This is a genomic window from Streptomyces sp. DSM 42067, from assembly GCF_055792885.1.
In genome coordinates this window covers 6,287,607-6,313,940 of record NZ_CM147706.1, presented here as the reverse complement: position 1 = coordinate 6,313,940, position 26,334 = coordinate 6,287,607, and the positions used below count along the sequence as shown (strand labels likewise).

Annotated in this window: 21 protein-coding genes; 7 read left to right on the top strand and 14 right to left on the bottom strand. The window is 69.0% G+C overall.

Features of this window, described 5'->3' with window-relative positions:
- Positions 1 to 6: 6 nt before the first annotated feature.
- Both ACSMXV_RS28770 and ACSMXV_RS28765 read right to left on the bottom strand, forming a co-directional pair.
- Positions 7 to 7,698, bottom strand: a complete 7,692-nt coding sequence (locus tag ACSMXV_RS28770) for a ricin-type beta-trefoil lectin domain protein (protein ID WP_473174095.1) — start codon at positions 7,696 to 7,698, stop codon at positions 7 to 9.
- A 123-nt stretch (positions 7,699 to 7,821) separates the two neighbouring features.
- Positions 7,822 to 7,953 carry a hypothetical protein gene (locus ACSMXV_RS28765; protein WP_473174094.1) on the bottom strand — a complete coding sequence of 44 codons (132 nt, stop codon included), beginning with the start codon at positions 7,951 to 7,953 and terminating at the stop codon, positions 7,822 to 7,824.
- A 540-nt stretch (positions 7,954 to 8,493) separates the two neighbouring features.
- On the opposite strand from ACSMXV_RS28765, the gene ACSMXV_RS28760 reads away from it, so the two are divergent.
- Together ACSMXV_RS28760 and ACSMXV_RS28755 are read left to right on the top strand one after the other, a co-directional pair.
- Positions 8,494 to 11,895, top strand: a complete 3,402-nt coding sequence (locus ACSMXV_RS28760) for an FG-GAP-like repeat-containing protein (RefSeq protein ID WP_473174093.1) — start codon at positions 8,494 to 8,496, stop codon at positions 11,893 to 11,895.
- Between the two features lie 86 nt (positions 11,896 to 11,981).
- Complete coding sequence (locus ACSMXV_RS28755; protein ID WP_473174092.1) at positions 11,982 to 12,782, top strand: hypothetical protein; 801 nt, start codon at positions 11,982 to 11,984, stop codon at positions 12,780 to 12,782.
- 281 nt (positions 12,783 to 13,063) lie between these two features.
- Here the strand turns inward: ACSMXV_RS28755 and ACSMXV_RS28750 are convergent, their stop codons facing one another.
- From ACSMXV_RS28750 to ACSMXV_RS28710, 9 genes are all read right to left on the bottom strand, one after another.
- Positions 13,064 to 13,333: a hypothetical protein gene (locus tag ACSMXV_RS28750; protein ID WP_473174091.1), complete on the bottom strand. Its 270-nt coding sequence runs from the start codon at positions 13,331 to 13,333 to the stop codon at positions 13,064 to 13,066.
- Positions 13,334 to 13,350: 17 nt separating this feature from the next.
- The gene (locus ACSMXV_RS28745; protein WP_473174090.1) at positions 13,351 to 15,051 is read right to left on the bottom strand and encodes an acyl-CoA mutase large subunit family protein; all 1,701 of its coding nucleotides are present in this window, start codon (positions 15,049 to 15,051) and stop codon (positions 13,351 to 13,353) included.
- Between the two features lie 367 nt (positions 15,052 to 15,418).
- Positions 15,419 to 15,757, bottom strand: coding sequence for a DUF3817 domain-containing protein (locus ACSMXV_RS28740; protein ID WP_473174089.1), 339 nt, complete (start codon positions 15,755 to 15,757; stop codon positions 15,419 to 15,421).
- A gap of 106 nt (positions 15,758 to 15,863) precedes the next feature.
- The gene (locus ACSMXV_RS28735) at positions 15,864 to 16,370 is read right to left on the bottom strand and encodes a MarR family winged helix-turn-helix transcriptional regulator (RefSeq protein ID WP_473174088.1); all 507 of its coding nucleotides are present in this window, start codon (positions 16,368 to 16,370) and stop codon (positions 15,864 to 15,866) included.
- 98 nt (positions 16,371 to 16,468) lie between these two features.
- The gene (locus tag ACSMXV_RS28730) at positions 16,469 to 17,098 is read right to left on the bottom strand and encodes a TetR/AcrR family transcriptional regulator (protein ID WP_473174087.1); all 630 of its coding nucleotides are present in this window, start codon (positions 17,096 to 17,098) and stop codon (positions 16,469 to 16,471) included.
- Positions 17,099 to 17,123: 25 nt separating this feature from the next.
- Complete coding sequence (locus ACSMXV_RS28725) at positions 17,124 to 17,852, bottom strand: DUF4166 domain-containing protein (RefSeq protein ID WP_473174086.1); 729 nt, start codon at positions 17,850 to 17,852, stop codon at positions 17,124 to 17,126.
- Positions 17,849 to 18,610 (bottom strand): hypothetical protein, encoded by a 762-nt coding sequence (locus ACSMXV_RS28720; protein ID WP_473174085.1) that lies wholly within the window; start codon positions 18,608 to 18,610, stop codon positions 17,849 to 17,851. Before ACSMXV_RS28720 ends, ACSMXV_RS28725 begins: the two co-directional genes overlap by 4 nt.
- Positions 18,611 to 18,754: 144 nt before the next feature.
- Entirely contained in the window at positions 18,755 to 19,048 is a 294-nt protein-coding gene (locus ACSMXV_RS28715; RefSeq protein ID WP_473174084.1) for an MTH1187 family thiamine-binding protein, read from the bottom strand.
- A complete protein-coding gene (locus ACSMXV_RS28710; RefSeq protein ID WP_473174083.1) occupies positions 19,045 to 19,389 on the bottom strand; it encodes a DUF3817 domain-containing protein in 345 nt (114 codons plus the stop codon). Before ACSMXV_RS28710 ends, ACSMXV_RS28715 begins: the two co-directional genes overlap by 4 nt.
- A 189-nt stretch (positions 19,390 to 19,578) precedes the next feature.
- Here ACSMXV_RS28710 and ACSMXV_RS28705 point away from each other — a divergent pair, with 189 nt between their 5' ends.
- The 4 genes from ACSMXV_RS28705 to ACSMXV_RS28690 all read left to right on the top strand — a co-directional run bounded on the left by ACSMXV_RS28705 (position 19,579) and on the right by ACSMXV_RS28690 (position 22,242).
- Positions 19,579 to 20,217 carry an AIM24 family protein gene (locus ACSMXV_RS28705; protein WP_473174082.1) on the top strand — a complete coding sequence of 213 codons (639 nt, stop codon included), beginning with the start codon at positions 19,579 to 19,581 and terminating at the stop codon, positions 20,215 to 20,217.
- A gap of 1 nt (position 20,218) precedes the next feature.
- Positions 20,219 to 20,869 carry an AIM24 family protein gene (locus ACSMXV_RS28700; protein ID WP_473174081.1) on the top strand — a complete coding sequence of 217 codons (651 nt, stop codon included), beginning with the start codon at positions 20,219 to 20,221 and terminating at the stop codon, positions 20,867 to 20,869.
- Positions 20,866 to 21,672: an AIM24 family protein gene (locus tag ACSMXV_RS28695; protein ID WP_473174080.1), complete on the top strand. Its 807-nt coding sequence runs from the start codon at positions 20,866 to 20,868 to the stop codon at positions 21,670 to 21,672. The genes ACSMXV_RS28700 and ACSMXV_RS28695 overlap by 4 nt, the downstream gene beginning before the upstream one ends.
- A 93-nt stretch (positions 21,673 to 21,765) precedes the next feature.
- A complete protein-coding gene (locus ACSMXV_RS28690; protein ID WP_473174079.1) occupies positions 21,766 to 22,242 on the top strand; it encodes a MarR family winged helix-turn-helix transcriptional regulator in 477 nt (158 codons plus the stop codon).
- 174 nt (positions 22,243 to 22,416) lie between these two features.
- Here ACSMXV_RS28690 and ACSMXV_RS28685 read toward each other — a convergent pair whose 3' ends face one another.
- Both ACSMXV_RS28685 and ACSMXV_RS28680 read right to left on the bottom strand, forming a co-directional pair.
- Positions 22,417 to 23,823, bottom strand: coding sequence for a sensor histidine kinase (locus tag ACSMXV_RS28685; protein WP_473174078.1), 1,407 nt, complete (start codon positions 23,821 to 23,823; stop codon positions 22,417 to 22,419).
- Positions 23,820 to 24,485 carry a response regulator transcription factor gene (locus ACSMXV_RS28680; RefSeq protein ID WP_473174077.1) on the bottom strand — a complete coding sequence of 222 codons (666 nt, stop codon included), beginning with the start codon at positions 24,483 to 24,485 and terminating at the stop codon, positions 23,820 to 23,822. The genes ACSMXV_RS28685 and ACSMXV_RS28680 overlap by 4 nt, the downstream gene beginning before the upstream one ends.
- A 130-nt stretch (positions 24,486 to 24,615) precedes the next feature.
- On the opposite strand from ACSMXV_RS28680, the gene ACSMXV_RS28675 reads away from it, so the two are divergent.
- A complete protein-coding gene (locus ACSMXV_RS28675; RefSeq protein WP_473174076.1) occupies positions 24,616 to 25,239 on the top strand; it encodes a PepSY domain-containing protein in 624 nt (207 codons plus the stop codon).
- 125 nt (positions 25,240 to 25,364) lie between these two features.
- Here the strand turns inward: ACSMXV_RS28675 and meaB are convergent, their stop codons facing one another.
- Positions 25,365 to 26,321 carry a methylmalonyl Co-A mutase-associated GTPase MeaB gene (meaB, locus tag ACSMXV_RS28670; RefSeq protein WP_473174075.1) on the bottom strand — a complete coding sequence of 319 codons (957 nt, stop codon included), beginning with the start codon at positions 26,319 to 26,321 and terminating at the stop codon, positions 25,365 to 25,367.
- Positions 26,322 to 26,334 lie beyond the last annotated feature (13 nt).

Genomic DNA, 26,334 nt, shown 5'->3' with positions numbered 1-26,334 from the left:
ATCTCTCTAGCCTCCAGTGGCCCAGAAGATCGTGAATGGTGAGTTCTGTGCGGCATGACCACGTATCCCCGCACCTCCCACTGTTATCCCACGAACATTCAGCATGGGCGAACAGATGGAAACGCAGAAGTTTCTTGATGCCGCACCGAATACAGCATGCTCATTGGGGCCCAAACTGTTAAGGATCCCTTCTTCGGCATGCCCGGCAGCCTGCACGAACTCCTCCCCCGGCCTCAGCGTCCAACCGGAAGGCATAGCGCCACCTCCATTGATTCCAATGCGAGTGGTGAACGCCTTCGTCTTGGAGTTAAAGACACCGATTACTGCCGTAGTGCCCTTCACGTCCGCCATGAAGTAGTCATTCCGCGAGGCTTGCAATTCTTCCGCACGGCCAAGTGCGAGCATTGCATCGTCTTCAGTCGCAACCCCTGGACCACAGTTGTGAACGAGGACCGGCGTGACGCCCGCCAGCACATAGTACGTGTGGGTGTTACTGACGGTGAGGTTGTGGACGGTGGCCGAGCCGGCGGTCCGGCGCTGGATTGCGGTGATCTGGACGTAGGTGCCGTTGCCGGTCTGGAGCCAGGAGCCGGCGGTCAGGTCGGTGGCGTCGATCCAGTCGTGGAGTTCGGGGACCCAGAACGGGTGGCCGTCGGTAGCGGTGACGGTGGCCGTCTGCGTGCCCTTGTCGCCGTCCGTGTCGATGGTGACGTCGACGAGGTGCTTGAGGCCTTCGCCCTTGATCTCGGCGGTGACCGTTTCGACGCTGGTGTCGCCGGTTTCCGGATCCGTGGCCAGGACCTTGTCGCCGTTCTTGACGTCCTTGATCGGCTTGCTGGTGCCGTCGGCCATCAGCACCCGGGTGCCGGGGGTGAAGCTGTTGACCGTGCAGGCGGTGGGCTCGCCCTCGTCCGCCGTCTTGCTGCTGGTGCCGTTTCCTCCGCCCTCGGACTGTTTACGAGCGGTGGTGCTTGGCTTGCTGGTGGCTGTCTTCTGGGCGCTCTTTCGGGCCTGTTTCTGGGTGGCGTTGCCGACGTTCTGGGCTTGGCGTTTGGCTGCTCGGGTGGCCGCGGCCTCTGCGGCTTTCGCCTTCTTTCTCATCTGGGCGGCGCGCTTGGCTGCCTCCCTCGCCAGCTTCGCGGCCTTCTCCGCGACCTCCCAGGCACGCTTCGCCATAGCGATCAGCTTGCGGGCCCGCTCCTGCGCCTTGCGCCAGGCACTGATCGCGGCGAACGTCGCCTCCACGGCCCGCATGATCTTCTTCCCCTTGGAGAAGACCGACGTCCACGGGATGGCGTCCATGATCAGACTGCCGCAGGCCCACAGATCACCACGGGAGAAGCAGCCCACCACGTCGTTCCAGCCGATGAACTCCTTCAGGACCGCCCAGCCCACCGCAAGGATCACATCGCCGATCGTGCGGCCCAGCGTCGCGTTCGCTCCCGCGACCGCCCCGTCCGAGGGACCGTCGTAGAAGTCCGACGCATCGATACCCGAGGACAGACCGGAGGGGTCGGCGTAGGTGACGGGGTTGTTCTCGCTGTAGACGTAACCGTTGAGCTGGACCGGGTCGCCGAGGTCCACGATCGGGTCCGCGGAGAGGAAACGGCCCGTCGTCGGGTCGTACTCCCGCGCGCCGAGGTGGACCAGGCCGGTGGCCGTGTCGTCGCCACCGCCCACATAACCGCGGTGAGACTTCCAGTTGTTGTCCTCCACACGTTCGACACCGAACGGGTCGGTCTTGGAGAACCGCACCTGGTTGCCCTGGGCCAGCACCACGTTCACATACGCCGTGCCGTTCCGGTCCGCCACCTGCACCGACAACTGCGCACTATCACCGGACGCCGCATGCCGCATCACCGTCGGCGCACCCGGCTGCGCGTAATACCGCTCCGTGTACGACAGCGCCCCACTCGCGGTCGTCGCGACCGTGGTGTCCCCCAGATACAGGGTGTTCTCGCTCGCGCTGAGCGCCATCAACCGCTCACCGGAGGGGCCGTAGACGTACGTCGTCTCCTTGTCCGGCGCCCACGACTGAGCCAGACCGTTCGCGTCACAGGTGTACAGCTGCAGATCCGTACCGGACGCCGAGTTGGACGCCGGCACATCCAGACACTTGCCCGACGCAACATGCTTGAGCTTGTGCCCAGCGGACACCGCGGTCCACTGCTGGCCCGCCGCCCCCGTGCAGTCCGCGATCACGACCGCGGTGCCATTGGCCGTGCCGCCGTCCTTGGGCACCACACAGTGCCCCAGGATCTTCAACGCACCCGTGGACGGATCGGCATCCGAAGCCGGATCGATCCGCAGCTTCTGCGCCTTGGTGCCATTGCAGGAGTACAGCTGAAGCGGCGAACCCGCCACCGTCGACCCCGACGACAGATCCAGACACTTGCCCGCCAGACCCAGCCACGCACCAGCACCGTTCTCCCCGAACCCGGTGACCTTCTCGACCTGGCCGTCCCAGGTCCACGACAGGGCCTGTTCGTTGCCGCCGGTGGTGCGCGTGGTGGTGTTGCCGGTGGCGTCGTAGCCGAGGCTGGAGGCCTCGGTGACCTGGGCACCCGCGTCGGTGGTGTAGGTGCGCTCCATCCCGGTCAGGGTGTGCGGCTGGGTGCCGTCCGCCTTGCCGTAGGTGTAGGTGGTCGTCGCGTCCTTCGCCTCGTCCAGCGACGGGTCGTGCTCGACGAGCTTGGTGCGGTTGCCCATGGCGTCGTAGCTGTAGGACTGCCAGTAACCGTCCCCGGCGGCGGTCACGTTGACCGTGCCGTCGGTGTACTCGGGTGCCCGCACCGTCTGCCCCGTGCCGGTGCAGCCCTCGTTCGGCGAGGTCCATGCCTCGGTCAGCTGGCCGAGTCCGTCGTAGACGAAGCACTGGCGGTCGGTGGTGCCGTTGCTGACATCCGTGGTCTGCAGGATGTTGCCCGCGTTGTCGTAGGCGTAGGTGCGGGAGTTGACCCGGTGGCCGGTCACCGCCGTGGTGTCGCTGGTGGACTCGCGGTCGACGATCTGCCGGGTGAGCTCACCGGTCGTGGTGTCGTACAGGTTCGTCGTCCACACCCGGTTGGGCTGCTCGCCCGCCGCCGAGCGCAGCACCTCGCCCCAGGGGCTGTACTCCGTGTCGGCGGTGTACCAGTCGAGTCCCGAGGTGGAGACGGGCAGACCGTCCTCGTTGTACCGGGTGACGACCTTCTCCGCTCCCAGCGCGCCCGCCGCCGGCAGCGTCACCGAGCGCTGCTGGCCGAGCTTGGAGTACTCGTAGGAGTAGGTGTAGGTGTCCTTGAGCCCGTAGGCGGAGGCTATCGTCGGAGGCAGCTTCAGCTGCTGTCCGGTGGCCTGGTAGTCGGTGGTGTACCCGGTGACCGAGAGGGTGTAGCCCAAGCCGTCGGTGTAGCGGGTGGAGCTGGCGGGCAGGCCGATGCCGCCGAGGACCGTGTCGTAGGTGTTGGTCTGCAGCAGCGTCCCCGACGCCCCGTCAAGTCGCTGCTCCAAGGGCCGTGAGAGCTCGTCGTACTTCGTCCACACCGTCACCCCGCGCGCATTCTTCGCCGTCACGGGACGGTTGAGGACGTCGTACGTGGTCGTGGCGGTGCCGGTGTCCGGGTCGGTAGAGGACTTCTCACGGCCGCGCGCATCATACGCCCACGACCAGGTGTTGCCCTCGCTGTCGGTGGCCTTCACGCGGTTGCCGCGGGCGTCGTACGTGTAGCGGGTGGAGCGGTACTGCGTGCGCCCGATGTCGGTGTAGGTGTCGACGCGGACCGTGCGGCCCAGCGCGTCCGCGTACGAGCGCTGCTTGGTGCCGCCCGCCGGGTCGACCACCGTGGAGTAGTCGTAGCCGTACTCGTAAGAGGTGGCCTTGCTGGGCTTGGCCACTCCGGCGAGGTATGGGGTCTCGGTCAGGATTCGGCCCAGGCCGTCGTACGAGTACAGGGTGGCGTTCTGCACCTGGCTGTCGGAGGCGACGTCGAACATCTCCGGGCCCGGTGAGCCGGTGGCGTAGTAGGCGTTGTTGGACTGCCGCACGGTGCCATTGGCGCTGTAGAGCGTGTCCGTGATCAGACGGCCCTCGCCGGTGGCCGGCTCCTGACGCTGCCGTTCGCGGCCGAGCCCGTCGTAGAAGACGACCGACTTCTCGTAGGTGCCGTTCTCCTTGAGCGTCTCGCTCATCACGTGGACCGGCTTGCCCTGCACGATCGTGTATGTGAAGCGGGCGGAGGCGTCGTCCTTGTTGCCCGGGTCCTGGCCGGGGGCCCAGGCGTGGGTGGTGCGGCCGTAGGCATCGTAGGCGTACGTGGTGGTGTGGCCGTTGGCGTCGGTGTCGGTGAGTGTGGTGCCGCGGGCCGGGTCGATCGTGGAACTGCTGGACTGGCTCAGCGCGTTGGTGCTGGTGACCTTGAACACCTGGCCGGTGGACGGCTCGTAGGCGGTGGTCTCCTTGTTGTCCAGGCCGTCCGCGCTGGAGGTGACGCGGCCATATGTGTCGTAGACGAAGCTGCCGCTCTTGGTCCACGCGCCGCCGTCGCCGCTGATGTCCCACGTCGTCGTGACCAGGCCGGTGGTCGGCTCGGTCCCGAACGCCAGGTTGTCGTAGGTGGTGCGCGAGCCGGAGATCCAGTCGGCGGCGGTTGCAGTGGCCGCCTGCGCGCAGGTGCCGGCCGTGGTCAGCGCCTGCTTGGGCAGGCCGATCAGGTGCTTGCTGGTGTTGTGCACGTACGAGGTGACCGTGCAGGCGTTGTCCTCGGCCGAGCCGGTGTCCCCGTGCGACTCGACACTGATGGGCAGGCCGTACGTGTCCTCGTACGTCGTGGAGGTCTTGGTCGTACGCCAAGTGCGCGTGTCGTCGCCGCCCCCGGAGGAACGCGTCACCGAATAGCTGGACGTGGTCAGGACCCGGTACGCCTTCAGTGCCGGAATACCGCCGCCACGGGCGCGGGTGGCCAGGACGGTGACCGACGGATAGTCGACCGAGCGGGTCAGCAAAGACCCGCCGTACTTGGTGTAGGTGAGGGTCTCGGCCACCCGCCCCTGGTAGGGGAGCTTGTCGGTGGCGATCGTGGCGCCCGTACTGTCCGACACGGCGACCGAGCGGGTGGTGCCGTCCGGTAGCGGATCGCCGTCCATACCGCGGAAGTAGCGCGTCTCGGACATGCCGCGGTTGGTGGAGGTGTAGGTGCTGGTCGCGTCCGCGCCTGTGATCGTGCGAACCAGCGAGTAGCCGCGCCACTGGTCGTAGGTGCGGGTCTTCTTCTTGGAGAACTCGGCCTGGTTTAGCGCCCAGGCACCGCCGCCCACGTAATCGTACTTTGTCGTCTCGGCCGGAGAACCGACCACATTCGGCAACTCCTGCACGGAGGAGACGACGTACTTGTGGAACCAGTCGATCGTCTCGTCGGCCTTGTCCGGGTCCGGATGCCAGTACGCCGGGAAGCACAGGCCGGTGTTCTCCTCGGGCTTGGGGAAGCCGGTGCCACTCGCGCAGGCTCCGGTGGGCGCCGCGTAGGTGACGAGGGTCTCGCCGCCGTACTCGTTGACCACGCGCTGGATGCGCAGCCGGTCGAAGACCGGGTTGGGGTCGTCGGCGCCGCGCTTGACGCGGTTGGGCATGGAGGCCGTGTTCGGCAGGAACTCGACCGGGTTCAGCGATTCCTCGGCCGGTTCGCCGTCCGCGCCGTAGCCGGTGCGGGTGATCGACTCCAGCCACAGGGCGGTGCCCTCGTCGGTGCGGTGCGCCGGCATGGACTGGTCGAGCGTCCAGCGGTCGACCTTGCTCAGCGTGGTCGCGCCCGGGGTGCGCTGTGCGTAGGTGGTCACCTGGGCGAGCCGCTTGCGGGACCAGAACGTGGGCACGGGGACCCAGCACTCCTTGGTGCCGCCCGCACAGTACAGGTCAGCCGGGGTGTCGTACCAGATGCGGTTCTGGGCGAAGTTGCCGGACGTGAAGTTCTCGTTGGAGCAGGTGACTTCACCCTCCTTGAAGCAGCGCTCGTCGATGTCGAAGGCGACCCGGGCGATCGGATCAGCGGTGTAGAGGGTGGCGCTGCGCTGGCCGTAGTCGATCCGGCTCAGGTAGCCGCCGCGGTCGTAGGAGACGGCCGACTTGAACTTGTTGTTCTTCGCGTAGTGGTTGGTCTCCTTGTTCCACCACAGGGACATCATGTTGCCCTGGGGGTCCACGACGAAGTCCAGGTTCCAGCGCCACCCCTGGTTGCAGAAGGAGTCGGCGAAGGCGGCGGCGTAGCACGGCTCCCCGGACTGGTTGCCCGCGACCGGGACGGTCAGAACCGAGTTGGTGTACGGATTGCCGTCCGTCCAGGAGCTGTTCTTGTTCCTGCCGAAGTAGTAGCGGGTGCCGTCGCGGGTGGTGATCCGCCAGTACTCGCCGTCCGAGTCGCCGTTGTCGAGCGTGGTGTCCTTGAACCGCTCGACCTTGGACCCGTCGCCGTTGGCGGTGACCCACTCCCCGCTGGTGTCGTCCTTGACCAGCTCGGTCGTCGTCCCGCCCAGCGTCATGACCGCGTTGTCCGTGCCCCAGCACAGGTCGCCGGTCTTGCGGTCGGCGTTGTTGCCGTTCTCCCGGTCGTCGCGGCACGCCTTGTAGGTGCGGGTGATGGAGCCGGGGTTGTACTCCCAGCCGTCCCCGATCCAGGAGGGCTGGTTGTTGGTGGAGGACGTACGGCCGTCCACCACCTGGGAGTTGTAGGAGAAGCCGACGCTGGGCGAGGGTCCACCGGGCACGCTGGGGGTGTTGAGCGCGTACGAGTAGGTGAAGGCGCCCGCCGAGCCGCCCGCCGACCAGGAACCGGCGCTGACCAGCGGGGTGGCGGAGAAGTCGCCCTGGGAGCCGCTGCCGTAGGAATTGGCCACCAGGACCGAGGACGCCCCGGACGCCGCTTCCGACAGTGCGGCCTTCGACGTCTTGGAACCCGCCGGGGGCCCGCGGTAGACCGCGCTCGAGACGCCGTCCGTACCGCTGTCACGGGCCTTGGCCGTCGATGCCTGCGACGCGGTAGCGGCAGCGGCGCCGCTGAGCGCAGCGACGTCCACCGTCGCGGTCAACTTCCGCTCGCCGTCCAGCTTGCCGTCATCAGCGGCATCGCCGGCCTGCGGAGTCACCGACTGGTTTGTGCTCAGCTCTACCGGTTCAGTGCAGGACTCCACGTCCGGAGTGGTCAGCGCGCAGCTGGGGTACTGGACCAGGTTCAGCCGGTCGGCCCAGTTGGCTCCGTACAGTTCCGCGAAGCCGGTGTAGTCCAGGGACACCGTCGCCTGCCCCGAGGCGGCGGCGGGCGGTGTGACGGTGAAGGCCAGGCCCTCCAGGGAGACCGCGTCCATCTCGGCCTGCGTGACCAGGGACGCCTGCCACGTTCCGTCGAGGGCGGCGGCCTCCTCGGCGGTGGCATCGTCCGGCGCCCCGACCTCGATCGGCAGGCTCCCGACGGCGACGCTCTCGCCTGGCTGCAGGCCGGTCACCTCAGCCTGTGCCGGCTCAGCTGCCACGGGGGCCGTGGTCGCCGCCGGGTCGTACTCCTTGGGAGGTGCGGTGTCGGAGGTGGCCAGCTCGCTGAGCGCGCTTTCGGCACTCTCGGCGGCCGGATCACGGTCCGGTAGGTCCACCAGGTCGACGCCGTTGCGGTCTCCCGAACCCGGAGGAACCGCCGCGGCCGTGCCCTCGAACACGCCCACAACGAGCGCCATGAAGAGGATCCCGACCAGCGTCAGACGCAGCCTCGCCCGTCTGCGCCGCTGGACGGCGGTGCGAGCCAGCCGCCCGCGCCCAGCCCAAGAGAGCACACCCCACACGTCGCCGAAGCCCCCCACTCAAAGGCCGGAATGCGGGAATACCGGAATACCGGAAAACCGCGAACCTGCCGCATTGAATTGATCGGCGGAATCATGCGGACAGGAAAGGCCCAGGTCAAGCAGCACCATCACAGTGGAAGTGATATGCATCACATCTCCTTGGGGGTGAAAGTCGGGCCACTTCCACCGGCAGGAGGCAAATGGAAAGCAAGCCTCATAGAACGCTCTGGGGATCCACTTCCTGACAACCCTCCCCTCCGCGACACTTCAGTCTCAAACGATCGCGAATGTGCCGGAATTAGCGCTCTATTGCCGGGAAAATCCCTGGACTCTTGATTCATCGCCCCCTCGCCCACCTAATGCCGCAACCAGCCCGCGCACCGGATTCTCACAATTCGGTTACGGCTGTGGGCACTTCGTGCAGCTGGCGCAAAGGAACGCTGTGGTTCATGCTCTATCGGCCCGCACATGACGGGCACTCAGTCGATACAGCCGCCACGACAGCAGTGCCGCAGGCAGACCTCCGGGACATACCAATCTGTCGCTGTCAGTGCCCAACAGCGGTTTCCACAAGGGGGGTTCACTGCCGTGGATCGTCGTCTCTTCCGGCCCCCATCAGGCCGTCGTGCCTCGGTGGCGATCGCCGCATGCGTCGCGGTCGCGTTGGGGGCCGGTGTTCTGGTCCCCCAGTTGACCGACGATCCAACTCCCTCAGGCGCGACGCGCCGTGGGGCTCCGGCCGCCATCGGGGAACAGGCCGCCCAGACCAAGGCCCGCGCCAGCGGCAAGCGCGTCGAGGTCACCGCGCTGCGCACCGAGACCACCACGACCTACGCGCAGCCGGACGGCAGCTTCCAACTGGAGGCGAGCGCCGCTCCGTTGCGCGCGAAAATCGACGGCAAGTGGAAGAAGATCGACACCAGGCTCCAGCGGACCGCCCACGGGTGGGCGCCGGCCGCCGCGGCCGACCCCGTGGTCTTCTCAGCCGGCAGCGGCAAGCCCACCCGGGCAACGCAGCCCGTCTCCACCCCTTCCAAGTCCCAGGCGCGTCCCGCTGTCTTCACGGTCGCCGACTCCGGACGTCCCACCGCGCTACAGGCAGCCGACGACAACACGACGTACACCGACCTCGTCACGCTCACCAGCGCCGGGCATGAGGTCACCGTGTCCTGGCCCGGCTCGCTGCCCGCACCGGTGATCGACGGGTCCCGCGCGCTGTACCGGGATGTCCTGCCCGATGTGGACCTGCTGCTCACCGCCCGCGACAGCGGCTTCAACCACGTGCTGATCGTGCACACCCCCAAGGCGGCGGCCGGGGAGGCACTGCGTGAACTGTCCTACGGGCTGTTCTCCCCGGACCTGACCTTCCACCTCGACGAGACCACGAAGGTCGTCACGGCTCAGGACGACAAGGGCACCGAGATCGCCGTCAGTCCGACCCCCTATATGTGGGACTCCGCCGGTGAACCGGCCGTCACCCAGGGCGATGACCCGCAGCCCGCCGAACCCTCCGACGAACCCGCACCCCAGGCAACCGGGGAGAGCGAGGCTCCGCACGACGGTGACGGCGAGTCCCCTGACACACCGTCGGACGCCGACGACACCGATGCCCCGCAGGCACCGGAGAGCGAGGCGAGCTCACCGTCGTCGACGGCGCCCGAGTCCCCTGACTCCTCCGCGTCCGACGAGCCCACCGCCGACCCGGCGGCCCACCAGGGCAACATCGGGACAGCCCGCGCCCAGCAGGCTGCCTTCCGTACCGAGGCCACGCGGCCCAGCGACAGCGAGGTCCTGGCGCTGCCCGGCCTGGCGGGCCCCGACCCGGGCACCCACGCGGCCACCGCCGACGCCGCCCTCGCCTCGCCCGGCACCACGAAGGCCACGCTCACCATCACGCCCGACCAGAACCTCATGGCCGGCGCGAGCGCCGAGTTCCCGCTGTTCATCGACCCGTCGTTCTACGGGCACACCACCAACTGGACCACGGCGTACAAGAAGTACCCCTCCTCCAGTTTCTACGACGGCGCCAACTACAACAGCGGCACCACCGAGGCCCGTGTTGGCTACGAGGCCACCACCTGGGGCACCTCCCGCTCCTTCTTCCGCCTCGACCTGCAGAACATCAAGGGCGCCAAGGTCACTTCGGCCAGCGTGCGCGCCCTGGAGACCTACTCGTGGTCGTGCAGCGGACGCGTGGTCGAGCTGTGGCACACCGGCTCCATTTCCTCCAAGACCACCTGGAACAACCAGCCGGACTGGAAGACCAAGCTGGACACCCGCGACGTCGCCCACGGTTACAACTCCTCCTGCCCCGACGCCTACGTCAGCTTCGACGCCAAGACGCTCGCCCAGGACGCCGCCGACGGCGGCTGGTCGTCGGCCACCATCGGCTTCCAGGCCTACGACGAGAGCTCCACGTACGCCTGGAAGAAGTTCAAGGCGGAAGGTTCCTCCGCGCCCCGCCTGTCGGTCAGCTACTACCGCAAGCCCGCCGTACCGTCCTCGCTGGACATGTCCCCCGGTCCGACCTGCAGCCGAGGGGAGCCCTACCCGCGGATCGGCAAGCGCGACCTGGTCTTGTCCGCGCACAGCTCGGACGCGGACGGCGACCTGCAGCGCCTGACCTTCCAGCTGTGGCGCACCGACTACATGGACACCACTCTCAAGACCCGCAACGGCACCACCACCAGCGGCGGCAACGCGTCGGTCACCTTCACCTCCTCCGAGCTGACCAACGGATGGACCTACTCCTGGCAGGTGCGGGCCGAGGACGAGATCGGCGCCGTCTCCGCGTACGCCCCGCTCAACAAGAGCGAGTTGGACCCCACCTGCCGCTTCATCTACGACAGCAGCTTCCCCAACTCCCCGGACGTCACCTCGACAGACTTCCCCGAGGAGACCGAGGACGGCGACGTCTGGTCGGTGAAGAAGTTCGGCGAGTCCGGCACCTTCACCTTCGCCCCGGTCACCGACACCGACGTCACCGCGTTCGGCTACTCCCTCAACTCCACCGCCTGCTCGACCACGGTGTCCGTGAGCGCGGGCGCCTCCGCCACCGTCACCGTCAAGCCCGCCCTCGCCGGCCCCAACGTCCTCTACGTCTGTGCCAAGGACAGCGCGGGCAACGCCTCCGCCCCCACCGCGTACGTCTTCTACGTCACGCCACGCGACACCGCGGACAAGCCCGGTGACGTCACCGGCGATGCCATCCCGGACCTGTACGCCATCGACTCCGACGGCAACCTGCGCATGTACCCCTCCAGCCCTTCCGGTGACCTGCACACCAGCCTCTCCGCCGCACACGAGGACGGCCTGCTCCTCATCAACGACCCCGACGGCAGCGGCGACCCCCTCGCGCCCGGCTACTGGAAGGGCGCCGACGGCAAGCCCGCCCTCATCGCGCACGGCGGCGACATCATGCCCGGCGACGGCGTCAGCGACCTGCTCGCTCGCATGCCTGATGGCAGGCTCTACGTCTACCGCGGCGATGGCTACGGCGGCACGGACATCGCCCGGCGCCTCGACGTCCGCCTGCCCGGCAACGCGCCCGACCCCGCCACGTTCGACCAGATGATCGTCGGCGACTACAACCTCGACAAGCGCATGGACCTCTTCGTCACCACCGCCGGCGGCGGCATGTGGGCCTTCACCGGATACACCGGCGCCACCTTCACCGACGCCACGCAAATCGCCACCAGCGCCTGGCTGGACCGCGACCTGGTCAGTGTCGGGGACGTCAACCTCGATGGCACCCCCGACCTCCTCTTCCGCTCCGAATCCGCCAACCTCCGGCTGCGCCTCGGCGCCCCAGCCACCACCGGCGGAGCCACCCTTGCCTCCCTGTCCACCTCCACCGACTCCCTCGGCGGCAGCGACAGCACCTACGCCGAAGGCTGGACCACCGCCGCCTCCCCCACCGCCTTCCTGCACGGCACCCCCGACGTCAACGGCGACAAAATCCCCGACATCTGGGCCATGGCCTCCGACGGAAGCATCAAGTTCTACCCCGGAGGCAAGACCGCCCTCGGCACCGGAACCACCGTCATCAGCGCCGGCAGCAGCTGGGCCACCACCAAACTCAGCTTCGGCTGACCCCACCGCCCAACCACCACTGCGTGGTGCGAACCGGCCACCCGACCGGTCCGCACCACACCTCACCTCGTACGAGAAAGCACGCCATGCGCCTCAACTCCCGTATCCTGCGCCGCGCCCTGACCACCGCCCCCGCCCTGGCGCTGAGTCTTGGCCTGCTCACCGCCTGCGGATCCGACACCGCGGACTCCGGCGAGGGCGTCGAGCAGCACAACGCTGCCGGGGCCTCCGGCGAACCCGGAATCCTGGGAGCCGCTCCCGGGCCCCAGACCCTCACCGCCCCTCAGCTCGAGAAGGCCGCCCTCACCCAGAAGGACACCAAGGACGGCACCCTCACCGACCAGGTGTCCCCCAAGGACTTCGTTGAGCAGAGCGCCGTCCGCACCAGCGACACGGCCTGCGCACCGCTCGCCTACATCCAGTCCGCCACGGTGATCGGCAAGCCCACCGCGTCCGTCCAACGCATGTGGATCGGCGAAGCACCCCCGGCCGACGCCAAAGACCCGGCCACCGCGGCCATGAACATGACCTCCGTCTTCCTCACCCTCGCCGCCTACGACGACAAGGACGCCGAAAAGGCGATGGCCGACCTCAACAAAGCCGCTGAGAACTGCACCCGCGGCTACACCTACACCGCCGACGGCGAACAGGTGAAAACCCTCAAGGTCAAGAAGGCGATCGCCCCCGAAGGCGCCGACGAAGCCCTCGGCCTCACCCTCACCGTCGCCGCCGACGACGGCACCAAAGCCCCCATGAAGATAGTCGTCGCCCGCAAGGGCACCACCCTCGCCTACTTCCCCGCCGTCAACCTCGCCGGCACCACCACCGGTGACGACTTCGATCACCCCAGCGAACTCGTCCAGCAGCAACTCGCCAAGATCGGCTGACCCCGGCCCAGCAGGACCGATATCACGGGACGCGCATCCAAGCTGAAGCGAACCGATGGGCCGACGTAATGTCGTGCGCCCCACAGCCATCGGCACCGCCGACACCTAGACCGATTCGCGAGTTATTGGAGATATCTTCACAAAAAGGGGTGAATAATCTCTTTCCTTGCCTCTGTCGCTCTGCGCCATTCACAGCAGCCAGGTCTCCCCCTCCGGTCGCAGAGCGAACGAAGGGCGGCCTGTCGACGGTGGCGACTGGGGCGGGCGCATAGTTGGCGGCGTCAGCGCCAGGTGGACCAGCACAGCCGGTGCGCGGCGTCGCGGACGGACTGCGTAAGCAGGGCGGTGCACAGGCGCTGGATCTCGTTACAGGTGAGCAGGGCCGATCCGTCGGGGCTGGTTCCGTCGTCGGCCGGCTCCTTGCCGCGGTGTTCGAGGGCGGCGGTGACAGCGGGGCAGGCATGGGCGAGCAGGGACAGGGCGACCCAGCGGTGCCAGGAGGCCCCAGCGACGGACTTGTGCTCGCCCAGCCCGGCCAAGGTACGAACCAATCACCGACTCCAGGACACTAGAAACCCGGCGGCTCCGTGTACACGCCCCACTCGTCCCGAAGGGCGTCACAGATCTCTCCAAGCGTGGCCTCGGCCCGCACCGCCCCCACCATGGGCTCGATCATGTTGGACCCGTCCCGCGCAGCGGCAAGCATCGCATCGAGCGCCGCCCGCACGCAGCCCTCGTCCCGCGCACCCTTGCGCCCCGCAAGAACCCGCACCTGCTCCCGCTCCACCTCGTGACTGACCCGCAGAATCTCCAGATCCCCGGTCACAGAGCTCTCGTGGACGTTGACGCCGACGACCCTCTTGTCGCCCTTCTCCAGCGCCTGCTGGTACCGGAACGCCGACTCGGCGATCTCCCCCGTGAACCAGCCGTCCTCGATCCCCCGCAGGATGCCGGACGTGACGGGCCCGATGGGGTGCTGCCCGTCGGGGTGCGCCAGCCGCCCCCGCTCCTTGATCTGCTCGAAGATCCGCTCGGCGTCCGCCTCGATACGGTCGGTGAGCTGCTCGACGTACCAGGAACCGCCCAGCGGGTCGGCCACGTTGGCGACGCCGGTCTCCTCCATGAGCACCTGCTGTGTGCGCAGCGCGATCTCCGCCGCCTGCTCGCTCGGCAGGGCGAGCGTCTCGTCGAGGGCGTTGGTGTGCAGGGAGTTGGTGCCGCCGAGGACCGCCGCGAGCGCCTCGACGGCCGTCCGTACGACGTTGTTGTACGGCTGCTGGGCGGTCAGCGAGACGCCCGCGGTCTGGGTGTGGAACCGCAGCCACTGCGCCTTCTCGGTCTTCGCCCCGTACACCTCCTTCAACCAGCGCGCCCAGATCCGGCGTGCCGCGCGGAACTTGGCGATCTCCTCGAAGAAGTCCACGTGCGCGTCGAAGAAGAAGGACAGGCCGGGCGCGAAGACGTCCACGTCCAGACCGCGGCTGAGCCCCAGCTCGACGTACCCGAAGCCGTCCGCGAGCGTGTACGCCAGCTCCTGCGCGGCCGTCGAGCCCGCCTCGCGGATGTGGTAGCCGGAGACGGAGAGCGGCTTGTACGCGGGGATGTTCCGCGCGCAGTACTCCATCAGGTCGCCGATCAGACGCAGATGCGGCTCCGGCTGGAAGAGCCACTCCTTCTGCGCGATGTACTCCTTGAAGATGTCCGTCTGGAGCGTGCCGTTGAGGACTCCTGGGTCGACGCCCTGGCGCTCGGCGGCGACGAGGTACATGCAGAAGACGGGCACCGCGGGCCCGCTGATCGTCATCGACGTCGTCACATCGCCCAGCGGGATGTCCTTGAACAGGACCTCCATGTCGGCCGCCGAGTCGATCGCCACGCCGCAGTGGCCGACCTCGCCCAGGGAACGCGGATCGTCGGAGTCGCGGCCCATGAGCGTCGGCATGTCGAAGGCGACGGAGAGTCCGCCGCCGCCGTTCGACAGGATCATCTTGTAGCGCTCGTTGGTCTGCTCGGCGTTGCCGAAGCCCGCGAACTGGCGGATCGTCCAGGTGCGGCCGCGGTAGCCGGTCGGATACAGGCCGCGAGTGAAGGGGTATTCACCGGGCCAGCCGATCCGCTCGAAGCCGTCGTACGTGTCCCCGGGCCGGGGCCCGTAGACCGGCTCCACGGGGTCTCCGGAGAGCGTGGAGAAGTCGGCTTCGCGCTTCCGCGCGGAGTCATAGCGGGCCTGCCAGCGGCGGCGGCCGTCCTCGATGGCGTCAGCGTCCATGCTACGAATTTACTAGGACGTCCTAGTAAATGTCGACGGCCCAGCCCCAGCCGATCCGACCGGGAACGCATCGATGCAGGTCAGGCCCGCACAGCCGCGAGATGTTCGGTGCGTACGTCAGCCGTCTGGCCCTGCACCACCAGGAAGAGTCCCCTCGCGCGCCGGTCGCTGAGCCGGGCTGCTCGGCGCGACGGCGCGGCCACCGCCCGCGACGATGGCCACGGTCGCGGCGGCGCGCCTCAGGTCGTACGCGTGGGTCTTCACCCGCAGCCGGGGCGGCCACTCGACACCGCCACGCCCCGGTAGGGGCATATTGGTACAGCGGCGCCCCGGAGGGGAACCGAGCGCGAAAAAGGTGCCCGGCCGGTCAGGCCTTGGCGACCGCCGCGCCGTCCTCGGCGACCTCCGCCTCGAGCTCACGGGAGACCTTGCGCTCCACGAAGAAGGCGGCGGTCGGGATGGTGCCGGCGAGGAGCACCCACAGCTGCTTGGCGACCGGCCACTTGGCCTTGGACCCGAGGTCGAAGGCGAAGACGAGATAGACGACGTACAGCCAGCCGTGCGCGATGCCCACGACCTTGGTGAAGTCCGCGGCCCCGTCCATGTCCAGCACGTACTTGCCGATGGTGCCGAGGGTGAGGAGGACCAGCAGGACACCGGTGACGTAGGCCATGACGCGGTAGCGGGTCAGCACGCTTCGTTTCATGGACACGAGCGTAACCGGGCGCATGGGGCGATCTTGCGGCGGCCTGCTCGTCCAGTGCCCCGGCAGGCAACGTTTGCCCGTCAAGGAGCGGCGTCCTGTCGGGGCACTAGTCCTCGAAGTCGTGTGCCGCGACCCTCAGCGGCCGCAGCATGGCGAAGATCTCCCCGCACTCCTCCGCGTCGTACGCGCCGAGCCCGAAGTCCATCGCCATCAGGTCGCGTGTGGCGGACTCGACGACCTCGCGGCCCTTGTCCGTGATGGTGGCGAGCGTGCCGCGGCCGTCGTTGGGGTTGGGCCGCTTGTCGACGAGGCCGGACTTCACGAGGCGGTCCACGGTGTTGGTGACGGAGGTCGGGTGCACCATGAGGCGCTCGCCGATCTTCGACATCGGCAGCTCGCCGGACTTGGAGAAGGTGAGCAGCACCAGCGCCTCGTACCGCGCGAAGGTCAGGCCGTACGGCTTGACGACCGCGTCCACCTCGGCGAGCAGGATCTGGTGCGCGCGCATGATCGAGGTGATCGCGGCCATGGACGGGACGTTGCCCCAGCGCTGCTTCCAGTGTTCGTCGGCGCGGGCGATGGGATCGAAGGCAAGGCTGAGCGGCTTCGGCACGTACTTGACCTTACCGGCCGGTCATAACCCGGTCAGCCCTGTCTCGCGCTTCGGTCAGCACTGCGGGTAGCTGCGCCGCACCGCAAGCGAGACAGGGCTCACCCCCGAGCCCGCCGCAGGCGATGCCGTACGGCCCGCTGCCCCACAGGGCCCAGCTCCTCCAGGGCGGCGACCAGTACGGTCAGCTGCTCCAACGCATCGAGGGCGGCCCCGGCCCCACCCGGATCGACACCCTCGTACAGCTCGATCCCCACGAACGCCGCCGCAACGGCCCGCGCCAGCCCCGCCGGGTCGGCGAACTCCCCGAGCGGCGTCCCGCCGAGCACCCGCCCGAGCACCGCCTCGATCTCCGCGATCCAGAGATCGAGCCCCGCCGCGGTGGCGGGCCCGAGGCGCGGATGGGTCTGGGCGCCGGCGAGCAGCTGGCCGAGCACCGCGACATGGCCACCGGCCCGCTCCTCCGCATGCATCTCCCGGCCGAAGTCAAGGAGCTCGGCAAGGGAGGTGATCTGCGCGAGGCGCTCGCGGTAGCGGGCGACACGCTGCTCGGCCCCGTGCCGGCAGGCCGCGGCGAGCAGCTCGTCGACCGAGCCGAAGTGGTAGAAGACCAGCGCCTGATTGACCCCGGCGGCGGCGGCGACGGTACGCGCGGAGGTCTTGGCGATGCCCTGTTCGGTGAGCGTCCGCAGGGCGCCTTCCAACAGCCTGACCTTGGTGTCCTGGCTCACACGGCACCCCACATCACGTGGCACATCATGCGGCGTCCCGGCTCATGCGGCTCTCCTCCCGTACCGGGCGCAGCCCGGCGCGCACCCCGTGCGAGCGTACGTCGGTGTATTCGGCGGTGAACGACCCTTCGTAGCCGAAGAGCGGGCCGAAGCGGCGGTTGGTGACCCGGACGCGGATCCGGAAGCGCCGGGCGGCCTCGTCGTACCACTCGCGTACCTCGGCGTCTCCGCCGATGAGGTCGGGCACGCGCAGGTCCACCGGGCCCTCGCGGAAGCGGTGTTCGCCGGAGCGGATGACGAGTCCGCCCCGGCCGTCCGCGGAGAGGTGGAGGTCGGAGGCGAGATGCTGGTGTGTGCCCAGGTAGTCGAGGATGCGGTCGCCGCGGGGTCCGAGCACCATCTGGGCGTCGAAGCGCCGGGTGCGCCCGCCGGGGAAGGCGAAGGTCCGCACGAAGCTGACGGTCTCGCGGCCGAAGGTGTCGGTGTACGGAACGTTCTCGATGGTGAAGGGGGTGTTCCGGCCGGTGCGCGGCACCAGGATGTGACGCGCGGCACCAAGCGTCAGGAACGGCTTCACGAAGGCGCCACCGTGCCAGATCCGGTCCATCACGCCGCGTCCGGTGCAGGCCTCGCCGCTGTCGAGCCCGACGGAGAAGCGGCGCTGCACCTGCGGGTGGAGCCGCTCGAAGTCGGCTCCCATGGCGGTGCGGAAGATCGAGGTGCTGGAGGCCATGGCGCGGAAGGGCGAGGTCATGACTGCTCCCTGAGCTCGAGCGTGGCCGCCAGTCGGGGTGCACGCGTGCGTGCCGGTGCGGTGCGCAGACAGCGGCGGGCCGCCGGGGTGCAGGGCAGGGGCGGTGCGAAGAGGGCGAGAGGGACGGAGGCGATCACGCAGAGGAGCGGGAAGAGGTACACGAGGGGTGCCATGGCTGGTTCGGCGCGTTCGACGAACCGGCGCAGGCCGAGCCCCGTGCAGGCGGCGACGACCGTGACGGCGCGGGCCGCCGTCTCCGCCAGCCAGTACAGCCGCGCCCGCTCCGGCGTGATGCCCCGCTCCAGCCACAGCCGCAAGCGGTCGAACGACCAGGCCGTCGCCCATCCCATCAGCGGCCGGAGAACGAACCGGTCGACGGCCCTGCCGAAGCGGCCCCAGCGCGGCCGGTAGTCGTATCCGGTGAGGAAGCGGATGCCGTCGGCGGTCGGCACGTATCGCCAGTAGCCGCTGCCCTCGGCCAGCAGCGACAGCGGATGCGGGGAGGCGAACCGCAGCGCCGAGGTGCGTGTGCCGTCGGGGCGTTCCTTCTCGCCGGCGGAGACGCCTGTGCCCGCGACCGTGAGAAAGGGCAGTACGCGTGTGGCGTACCGGAAGTGCTGCGGCTCGCCCTCCGCGCGCGGGAGGTAGTCGATCTCGGTGAACCTCAGATCCCAGCGCTGATGCTGCGCGGGCTCCTGGGTGAGCGTCCACAGCGAGTCCAGATCGGCCCGTATTCGCGCCTCTACGTACAGCCCCATGCCAAACCCCCGGGTCAGCAGCGGCATTTGAGCGACTGCTCAACGCCTCTCGGCGTGAAGCTACACGCTTTTGAGCAGTCGCTCAAACAGCAGGCACGAAAAAGCCCCGGCCCGCGGGCCGGGGCTTCCAAGCAGCAGGAGCCGTCAGGCGGAGAGATGCCGCTCCACCGTCGCCACCTTGGAGGTGAGACCGTCCGTCACGCTGGGCCGGATGTCCGCCTTGAGGACGAGCGACACGCGCGGCGCACGCGCCTCGACCGCGGCGACGGCGCGTTTGACGACGTCCATGACCTCGTCCCACTCGCCCTCGATGGAGGTGAACATGGCGTCGGTGCGGTTCGGGAGCCCGGACTCGCGGACGACGCGCACGGCGTCGGCGACGTACTCCCCCACATCTTCGCCGACCCCGAGCGGGGTCACGGAGAAAGCGACGATCATGCGTTGACGATCCCTTCCTTGCGGGCGCGAGAGGCGATCACCGCGCTCTCGGCGGCCCGCTTCAGCTTGCGGTCGGCGAAGAAGCCGCCGGTCGGCAGGACCGAGAGGACGAAGTACAGCGCGGCCGTGCCGAATCCCCACTTGGTGCGGTTCCAGGCGTCCAGCCAGAAGATCACGTAGAGGATGAACAGCACGCCGTGGATCATGCCCATCACCGGGACGGCGTTGAAGTCCGTGGTCCGCTTGAGCACCGAGCAGACGAGCAGCAGCAGAAACGAGACGGCCTCCGGTGCGGAGACCAGTCGGAGGCGGCGGAGTGCGGATGCGGTCTTGATGTCCACGGAGGTCACCTTCGGTGGGATGCGACGAGGGGCGTGAGTGCCCGGGCATGATGCCTTGACGTTGATCTTGTGAACGGAAGCACAAGCGGGCCTATTGTGGCATCCGGCAGGTACTAGGGGTCGCATCAGGGTGCGGATCGTCCGATGGGCCCTGTCCGCGCCGCGCTTTATCCGGATACCGTCCCTCTCGTGGCAACGTTCCGACTCCAGGGCAGCAAGGTGCTCGCCGTCGACATGTCCGGCGACGCCGTCAAGGCGAAGAACGGCTCGATGGTCGCCTACGACGGCCAGATGGCGTTCAAGAAGATGAGCGGTGGCGGCGAGGGCGTCCGGGGCATGGTGACCCGCCGTCTGACCGGTGAGCAGATGACCGTGATGGAGGTGAAGGGCCACGGCACCTGCTGGTTCGCCGACCGCGCCTCCGAGATCAATCTCGTCAGCCTGCAGGGCGACAAGCTCTACGTCGAGTCCAGCAATCTGCTCTGCACCGACGGGGGCCTGCGCACCGGCACCTCGTTCACCGGGATGCGCGGCGCATCGCAGGGCAACGGCCTGTTCACGACGACCGTCGAGGGCCACGGCCAGGCGGCGATCATGTCCGACGGCCCGGCGGTGGTGCTGCGCGTGAGCCCGCAGTACCCGCTCTCCGTCGACCCCGGCGCGTACATCGCGCACCAGGGGAACGTACGCCAGAGCTTCCAGTCGGGCGTGACCTTCCGCACCTTCATGGGTGAGGGAGGCGGCGAGGCCTTCCAGATCCGTTTCGAGGGCGACGGGCTCGTCTACGTACAGCCCAGTGAGCGCAACACGATCGCAGGGGACGTCTGACATGCCCTTTCGTGAGATCAACTCGAAGATGGTCGAGGCGACGGTCATGCCCGGCCAGCGGATGTTCAGCCAGCGCGGCGCGATGCTCGCCTACAAGGGCGACGTCTCCTTCACCCCGAACATCCAGGGCGGGCAGGGCGGCCTGATGTCGATGATCGGCCGGCGCGTCGCGAACGAGGCGACTCCGCTGATGACGGTCGAGGGCAACGGCACCGTGCTGTTCGGCCACGGCGGCCACCACATCCAGGTGATCAATCTGACCGGCGACACGCTGTACGTGGAGGCGGACCGGCTGCTTGCCTTCGACGGGACGCTCCAGCAGGGCACGATGTTCATGGGCTCGCAGGGCGGGGTCATGGGCATGGTGCGCGGTCAGGTGACGGGCCAGGGGCTCTTCACCACCACCCTCAAGGGCCACGGCGCGGTCGCCGTCATGGCGCACGGCGGCGTCATCGAGGTGCCGATCACACCCCAACGGCCGGTCCACGTGGACCCGCAGGCATACGTGGCCCACCATGGCGACGTACGCAACAAGCTGTCCACGGCGCTCGGCTGGCGCGACATGGTGGGGCGCGGCTCCGGGGAGGCGTTCCAGCTGGAGCTCTCCGGCAGCGGCGCGGTGTACGTACAGGCCTCGGAGGAGAAGCTGTGAGCGCTTACGGGGCCCCGGGCCCGGTGATCCACGACCCCATGACGCTGCCGTCCGACGACAACGTCAACGCCTACACCTTCTGTGTGGAGCTCAAGGGCAGCCAGTGGTTCCTGCAGAAGGGCAAGATGATCGCCTACTACGGGGCGATCGAGTTCAGCGGCATCGGGCACGGCCGCCTGGACCGTCTCGTCCGAACGTCCTTCCATTCGCCACTGCACGCGGGTGAGTGGGTCGTGGCGGAGGGCCAGGGCAAGATGCTGCTCGCGGACCGGGCCTTCGACGTCAATTCGTACGACCTGGAAAACGGCAACCTGACCATTCGCTCAGGCAACCTCCTCGCTTTTCAGCCAACTCTCGCACTGAAGCAATCCATCGTGCCCGGCTTTCTGACACTGATCGGAACGGGCAAGTTCGTGGCCGCGTCCAACGGTCCCGTGGTGTTCATGGAGCCCCCTATCCGGGTCGACCCGCAGGCACTCGTCGGCTGGGCCGACTGCCCGTCGCCGTGCCACCACTACGACCACGGGTACATGACAGGCCTGATGGGCGGCCTACGTGCGATGACGGGGGCCGGTGGCGCCTCCGGCGAGGAGCACCAGTTCGAGTTCGTGGGGGCGGGCACGGTCCTGCTGCAGTCGACGGAAACCCTGATGGCGGATCAGGCGACGGGCGCCGTCCCGCACGAGGCAGGTGTGCCCGGCGGCCATGGGGTATCCGGTCACCAGGGACAGCACGGCCAGCAGCCAGGCGTACCGCGCCTTCCCGGACAGCTGGGCGATCTCCAGCGCCGCTTCGGCCTGTGAGCGGTACTCTGCGGAGTGTGACCTCGAACGCTTGCGCGCCGTCACACCCTCACAGTTCGTTCACTCTTCAACTTTCTTAGGTAGAATCGACTCATGGAGACCGAGACGGCCACGCGCTGGCTGACAGATGCCGAGCAGTGCACCTGGCGAACTCACCTGGAGGTCAACAGGCTGTTGACCTACCAGCTGGAGCGGGACCTGCAGCCGTTCGGCCTGACGATGAACGACTACGAGATCCTCGTCAATCTGTCGGAGTCCGAGGACCACCGCATGCGGATGAGCGACCTCGCCGCCGCGACCCTCCAGTCCAAGAGCCGCCTTTCGCACCAGATCACACGCATGGAGAACGCGCAGCTCGTGCGCCGCGAGAACTGTGAGTCCGACCGTCGCGGGCTGTACGCGGTGCTGACCGACCAGGGCATGGAGACCATGCAACGGGTGGCGCCGCACCATGTCGCGTCGGTGCGCAGGCACTTCATCGATCTGCTGTCACCTGAGGCGCTCGAGGAGCTTCACAAGTCGCTGAGGCCGATCGCGGAGCATTTGCGGGTGCAGCGGGGGAAGCCGTAGGCACGGCGCCGGGCCCCGTTGTCGTGGCCCGGGTGACACTCGCGGTGCCGTGCGTCGTGGGGTTGTGCCCACCCTCCCCCAGACTCCGTCCGGGAGGTGCCCCCATCGCCCTGGGGGTACCTCCCAGGCCCTTAAGGCACTGGGGGAGGAACGACTGCCCACAACCAGTACCGACTACCCGGCGGGGAGCCTGAGTTCAAAGAGCGCACCCCCGCCAGAGGCGCGCCCCACGGTCAGCGTCCCGCCGTGCCGTACCGCCACGTCCCGCGCGATCGCCAGCCCCAGGCCCGCCCCGCCGTCGTCCCGGGACCGCGCGTCGTCAAGGCGTACGAATCGCTCGAAGATCCGCTCCCGTTCCGGCTCCGGCACCCCGTCCCCGTCGTCGGCGACCTCGACCACGGCCCAGCGGCCCCGCGCCCGCACGGTGACGCTGACCCCCGAGCGCGCGTGCCGCTGGGCGTTGTCGAGCAGATTTCCCAGCACGCGGGCCAGCTGGCCGCGCGACCCGGCCACCTCCACCGGCTCCAGGTCCGCCTCCGCACGAACACGGTCGGCCGTCCGCTGCGAGAGCTCCTCGCGTACCAGGGCAGCCAGGTCCAGCCGGGTCCCGCCGGGCCGCTCCCCGGCGTCCAGTCGGGCGAGCAGCAGCAGATCGGCGGCGAGCTGCTGCAGACGTACGGTGTCCGCGACCGCGCCGTCGACGTCCAGCAGCTCGGGGTGGGCGGCGCCGACTTCGAGCTGGGTCCGGAGCGAGGCGATGGGGCTGCGCAGTTCGTGCGAGGCGTCCGCGACGAACCGGCGCTGACGCTCCACTGAGGCCTCCAGCGCGGCGAGCGTCTCGTTGGTGGTCCGCGCCAGCCGCGCGATCTCGTCGTGCGTGTCCGGCTGCGGCACCCGCCGCGCAAGGTCCTCCGAGGCCGTGATGGCGGCCATCTCCCGGCGTATGTCCTCCACGGGCCGCAGGGCGCGCCGGGTCACCAGCCATGTCACGGCGGCCACGACGGCGAGCAGCAGCGGGAAGCCGATGAGCATGGCGGTCAACGCGGTGCGGACGGCGCTCTGCTCGGCGGAGAGGGGCGTGCCGGCGTACACAGTGAGGGTGCCCAGCCCGTCGACCTCCACCTGGACCGCGGCGAACCTGTAGTCCTCGGTCTCGCCGTCGACCGTCGCGGAGCCGTCGGTGAAGGTGGCCTCCTCGGAGATCTCACCGGCTTCGAGGGAGTCCTCGTCACCCTCTTCCTCGTCATCGTCCGAGGCCGCCACCGACTCCGGCCGCACGGCGCCGTGGCCCGTACCGCTGATGCGCTCCAGGTCCTCGCTGACGGCGCGCAGCCGCCCGTCCCGATCGAGGACCTGCACGGGGTTGTCCCCCTCCAGGTCCAGCCGGTCGAACGGGGTACGCCCGGCCAGATCGGCGGCGACCCTGCGCGCGGCCGACTCGGCCTCGCCGCCCGCCTGACCGGTCAGATTCGCGCGCAGCGAGAGCACGACGGCAGCCCCCGCGGCGACGAGGGCGACGGCGACGACCAGCGTCGCACCGAGCGTGGCCCGCGCCCGTACGGACCCCAGGAGCCGCCTCACTGTGCGGCCTCCAGCCGGTATCCGGCGCCGCGCACGGTCCGGATGAACCCGGCCCCCAGCTTGCGCCGCAGCGCGCTCACGTACACCTCGACGATGTTCGGGTCGCCCTCGTACGCGAAGTCCCAGACGTGCTCGAGGATCTCGGCCTTGGACACGACCTCGCCCGCGCGCACCACCAGATGCTCCAGCACCGCGAACTCCTTTGCGGTGAGCGGGACTTCGTCGTCACCGCGGAGCACGCGGCGGGCCGCCGTGTCGACCCGCAGCTCACCCAGCCGGTGCACGGGCGAGCCACCCGCCCGGCCGCGCCTGCGCAGCAGCGCCTTGATACGGGCGACCAGCACGACGTACGAGAACGGCTTGGTGAGGTAGTCGTCGGCGCCGGTGTCGAGCCCCTCCGCCTCGTCGTACTCGCCGTCCTTCGCAGTCAGCATCAGGATCGGCACGTCGTGCCCGGCGGCGCGCAGGGCCGCGCACACGCGGTAGCCGTTCATGCCGGGCAGCATGACGTCGAGGACGACGAGGTCGTACGCGCCCTCGCCGGCCATGTGCATGCCCTCGAGCCCGTCGTGGACGACGTCCACGACGTATCCCTCGGCGGTCAGGCCCTTGGCGAGCGACAGGGCCAGCCGCCGCTCGTCCTCAACGATCAGCAGCCTCATGAACACAGCCTCGCAAAGTGAACCTGAAGGCTTCTTCAGGTTCCTTCAGCGGGGCTTCAGCATCGCTCCGCCAGATTGGTCCTCGTCGCAACGAACGGCGCGAAGCCGTACGACATCGGGAGGAACCATTATGAAGCGCACCATCGTCATCGCCGGCGCCGCCGCAGCCCTCATCGCGGGCGGCACGGTGACGGCCTTCGCCATCACGGGCGACGACGAGGCGCCGGCAGCTCGGTCGAGCGTGCAGATCAAGGACGACGAGCGGGACGACGCCTTGGACGACGCCACCGAGGACGACGCCACCGAGGTGAAGGCCGCGCGGGTGACGGCCGTCGAGGCCATCGCCGCGGCGCTCGCGCACACGCCGGGTACGGCGGTCTCCGCCGACCTCGAGGACGAGGACAGGGCCCTGGTCTGGGACGTGGACGTGCTCACCAAGGGGAACGAGTGGCGCAGCGTCCAGGTCGACCCGGGTACCGCAAAGGTTCTCGGCTCGCATGTCGAGCACGAGGACGACGATGACGCTGCGCGGGTGCGGGCGGCGTTGGACGGGGCCTCGGTTTCTGCGGCGGAGGCCGCGGAGGCCCTTGCCGGACGGGGGGTCGTCACGTCCGTCGATGTGGACGACGACGGTACGGCGCGGGGGTGGGAGGTGGAGACGGTCGCCTCCGGCGGCGAGCGGGACTGGAATGTGGACCTGCGGTCCGGCGCGGTGACGGCGGACGGGCCGGACGACGACGGCGACGACGACTGACCCGTCGCCCAGGACGTACATCCCGGCGCGGCCCCGACCCACGTACCGGCGGGTGGCGAACCACCTGCCGGGCGTGAGTCGCGCCGCGTCACGCGACCCACCACGGACAGGCGGCGCCGTCAGGCCTACGCCTCCGTAAGCCCCGCCACCAGCTCATCCGCAGCCGCGTACGGATCCAGCTCCCCCGCCACAATGCGCTCCGCCAGCGCGCTCAGGCGACGGTCGCCGTGCAGGTCGCCGATGCGCTCCCGGAGTGCCGTGACCGCGATCGTCTCGACCTCCCCGGCGGCGCGGGCCAGCCGCCGCTCGGCCAGCACTCCCCGCTCCTCCATCCACGCCCGGTGCTTCTCGAGCGCCTCGACGACCTCGTCGATGCCCTCCCCGCGCGCCGCCACCGTCTTCACGATGGGCGGGCGCCAGTCACCGGGCGCTCGGGACTCCCCGAGCCCCAGCATGTGGTTCAGCTCGCGCGCGGTCGCGTCGGCCCCGTCCCGGTCGGCCTTGTTGACCACGTACACGTCGCCGATCTCGAGGATGCCGGCCTTGGCGGCCTGGATTCCGTCGCCCATCCCGGGCGCGAGCAGCACCACCGACGTGTCCGCCTGCGCGGCGATCTCCACCTCCGACTGGCCGACCCCCACGGTCTCCACGAGGATCACGTCGCACCCGGCGGCGTCGAGCACCCGGATCGCCTGCGGTGCGGCCCACGCGAGCCCGCCCAGATGGCCGCGCGTGGCCATGGACCTGATGTAGACGCCGGGATCCGAGGCGTGCTCGGACATCCGCACCCGGTCGCCGAGCAGCGCGCCGCCGGAGAACGGGGACGACGGGTCGACGGCCAGCACGCCGACCCGCTTCCCGGCCTTGCGGTACGCGGTCACGAGCGCGGACGTGGAGGTGGACTTCCCGACGCCCGGCGACCCGGTGAGCCCCACGACGTACGCATGTCCCGTCAGCGGCGCCAGCGTCTCCATGACCTCCCGGAGCTGCGGGGACGCCCCCTCCACCAGGGAGATCAGCCGGGCCACGGCCCGCGGCCGCCCTTCCCTGGCCTGGGCCACCAGCGAGGCGACGTCCTGCATCACAGCTCCGTTC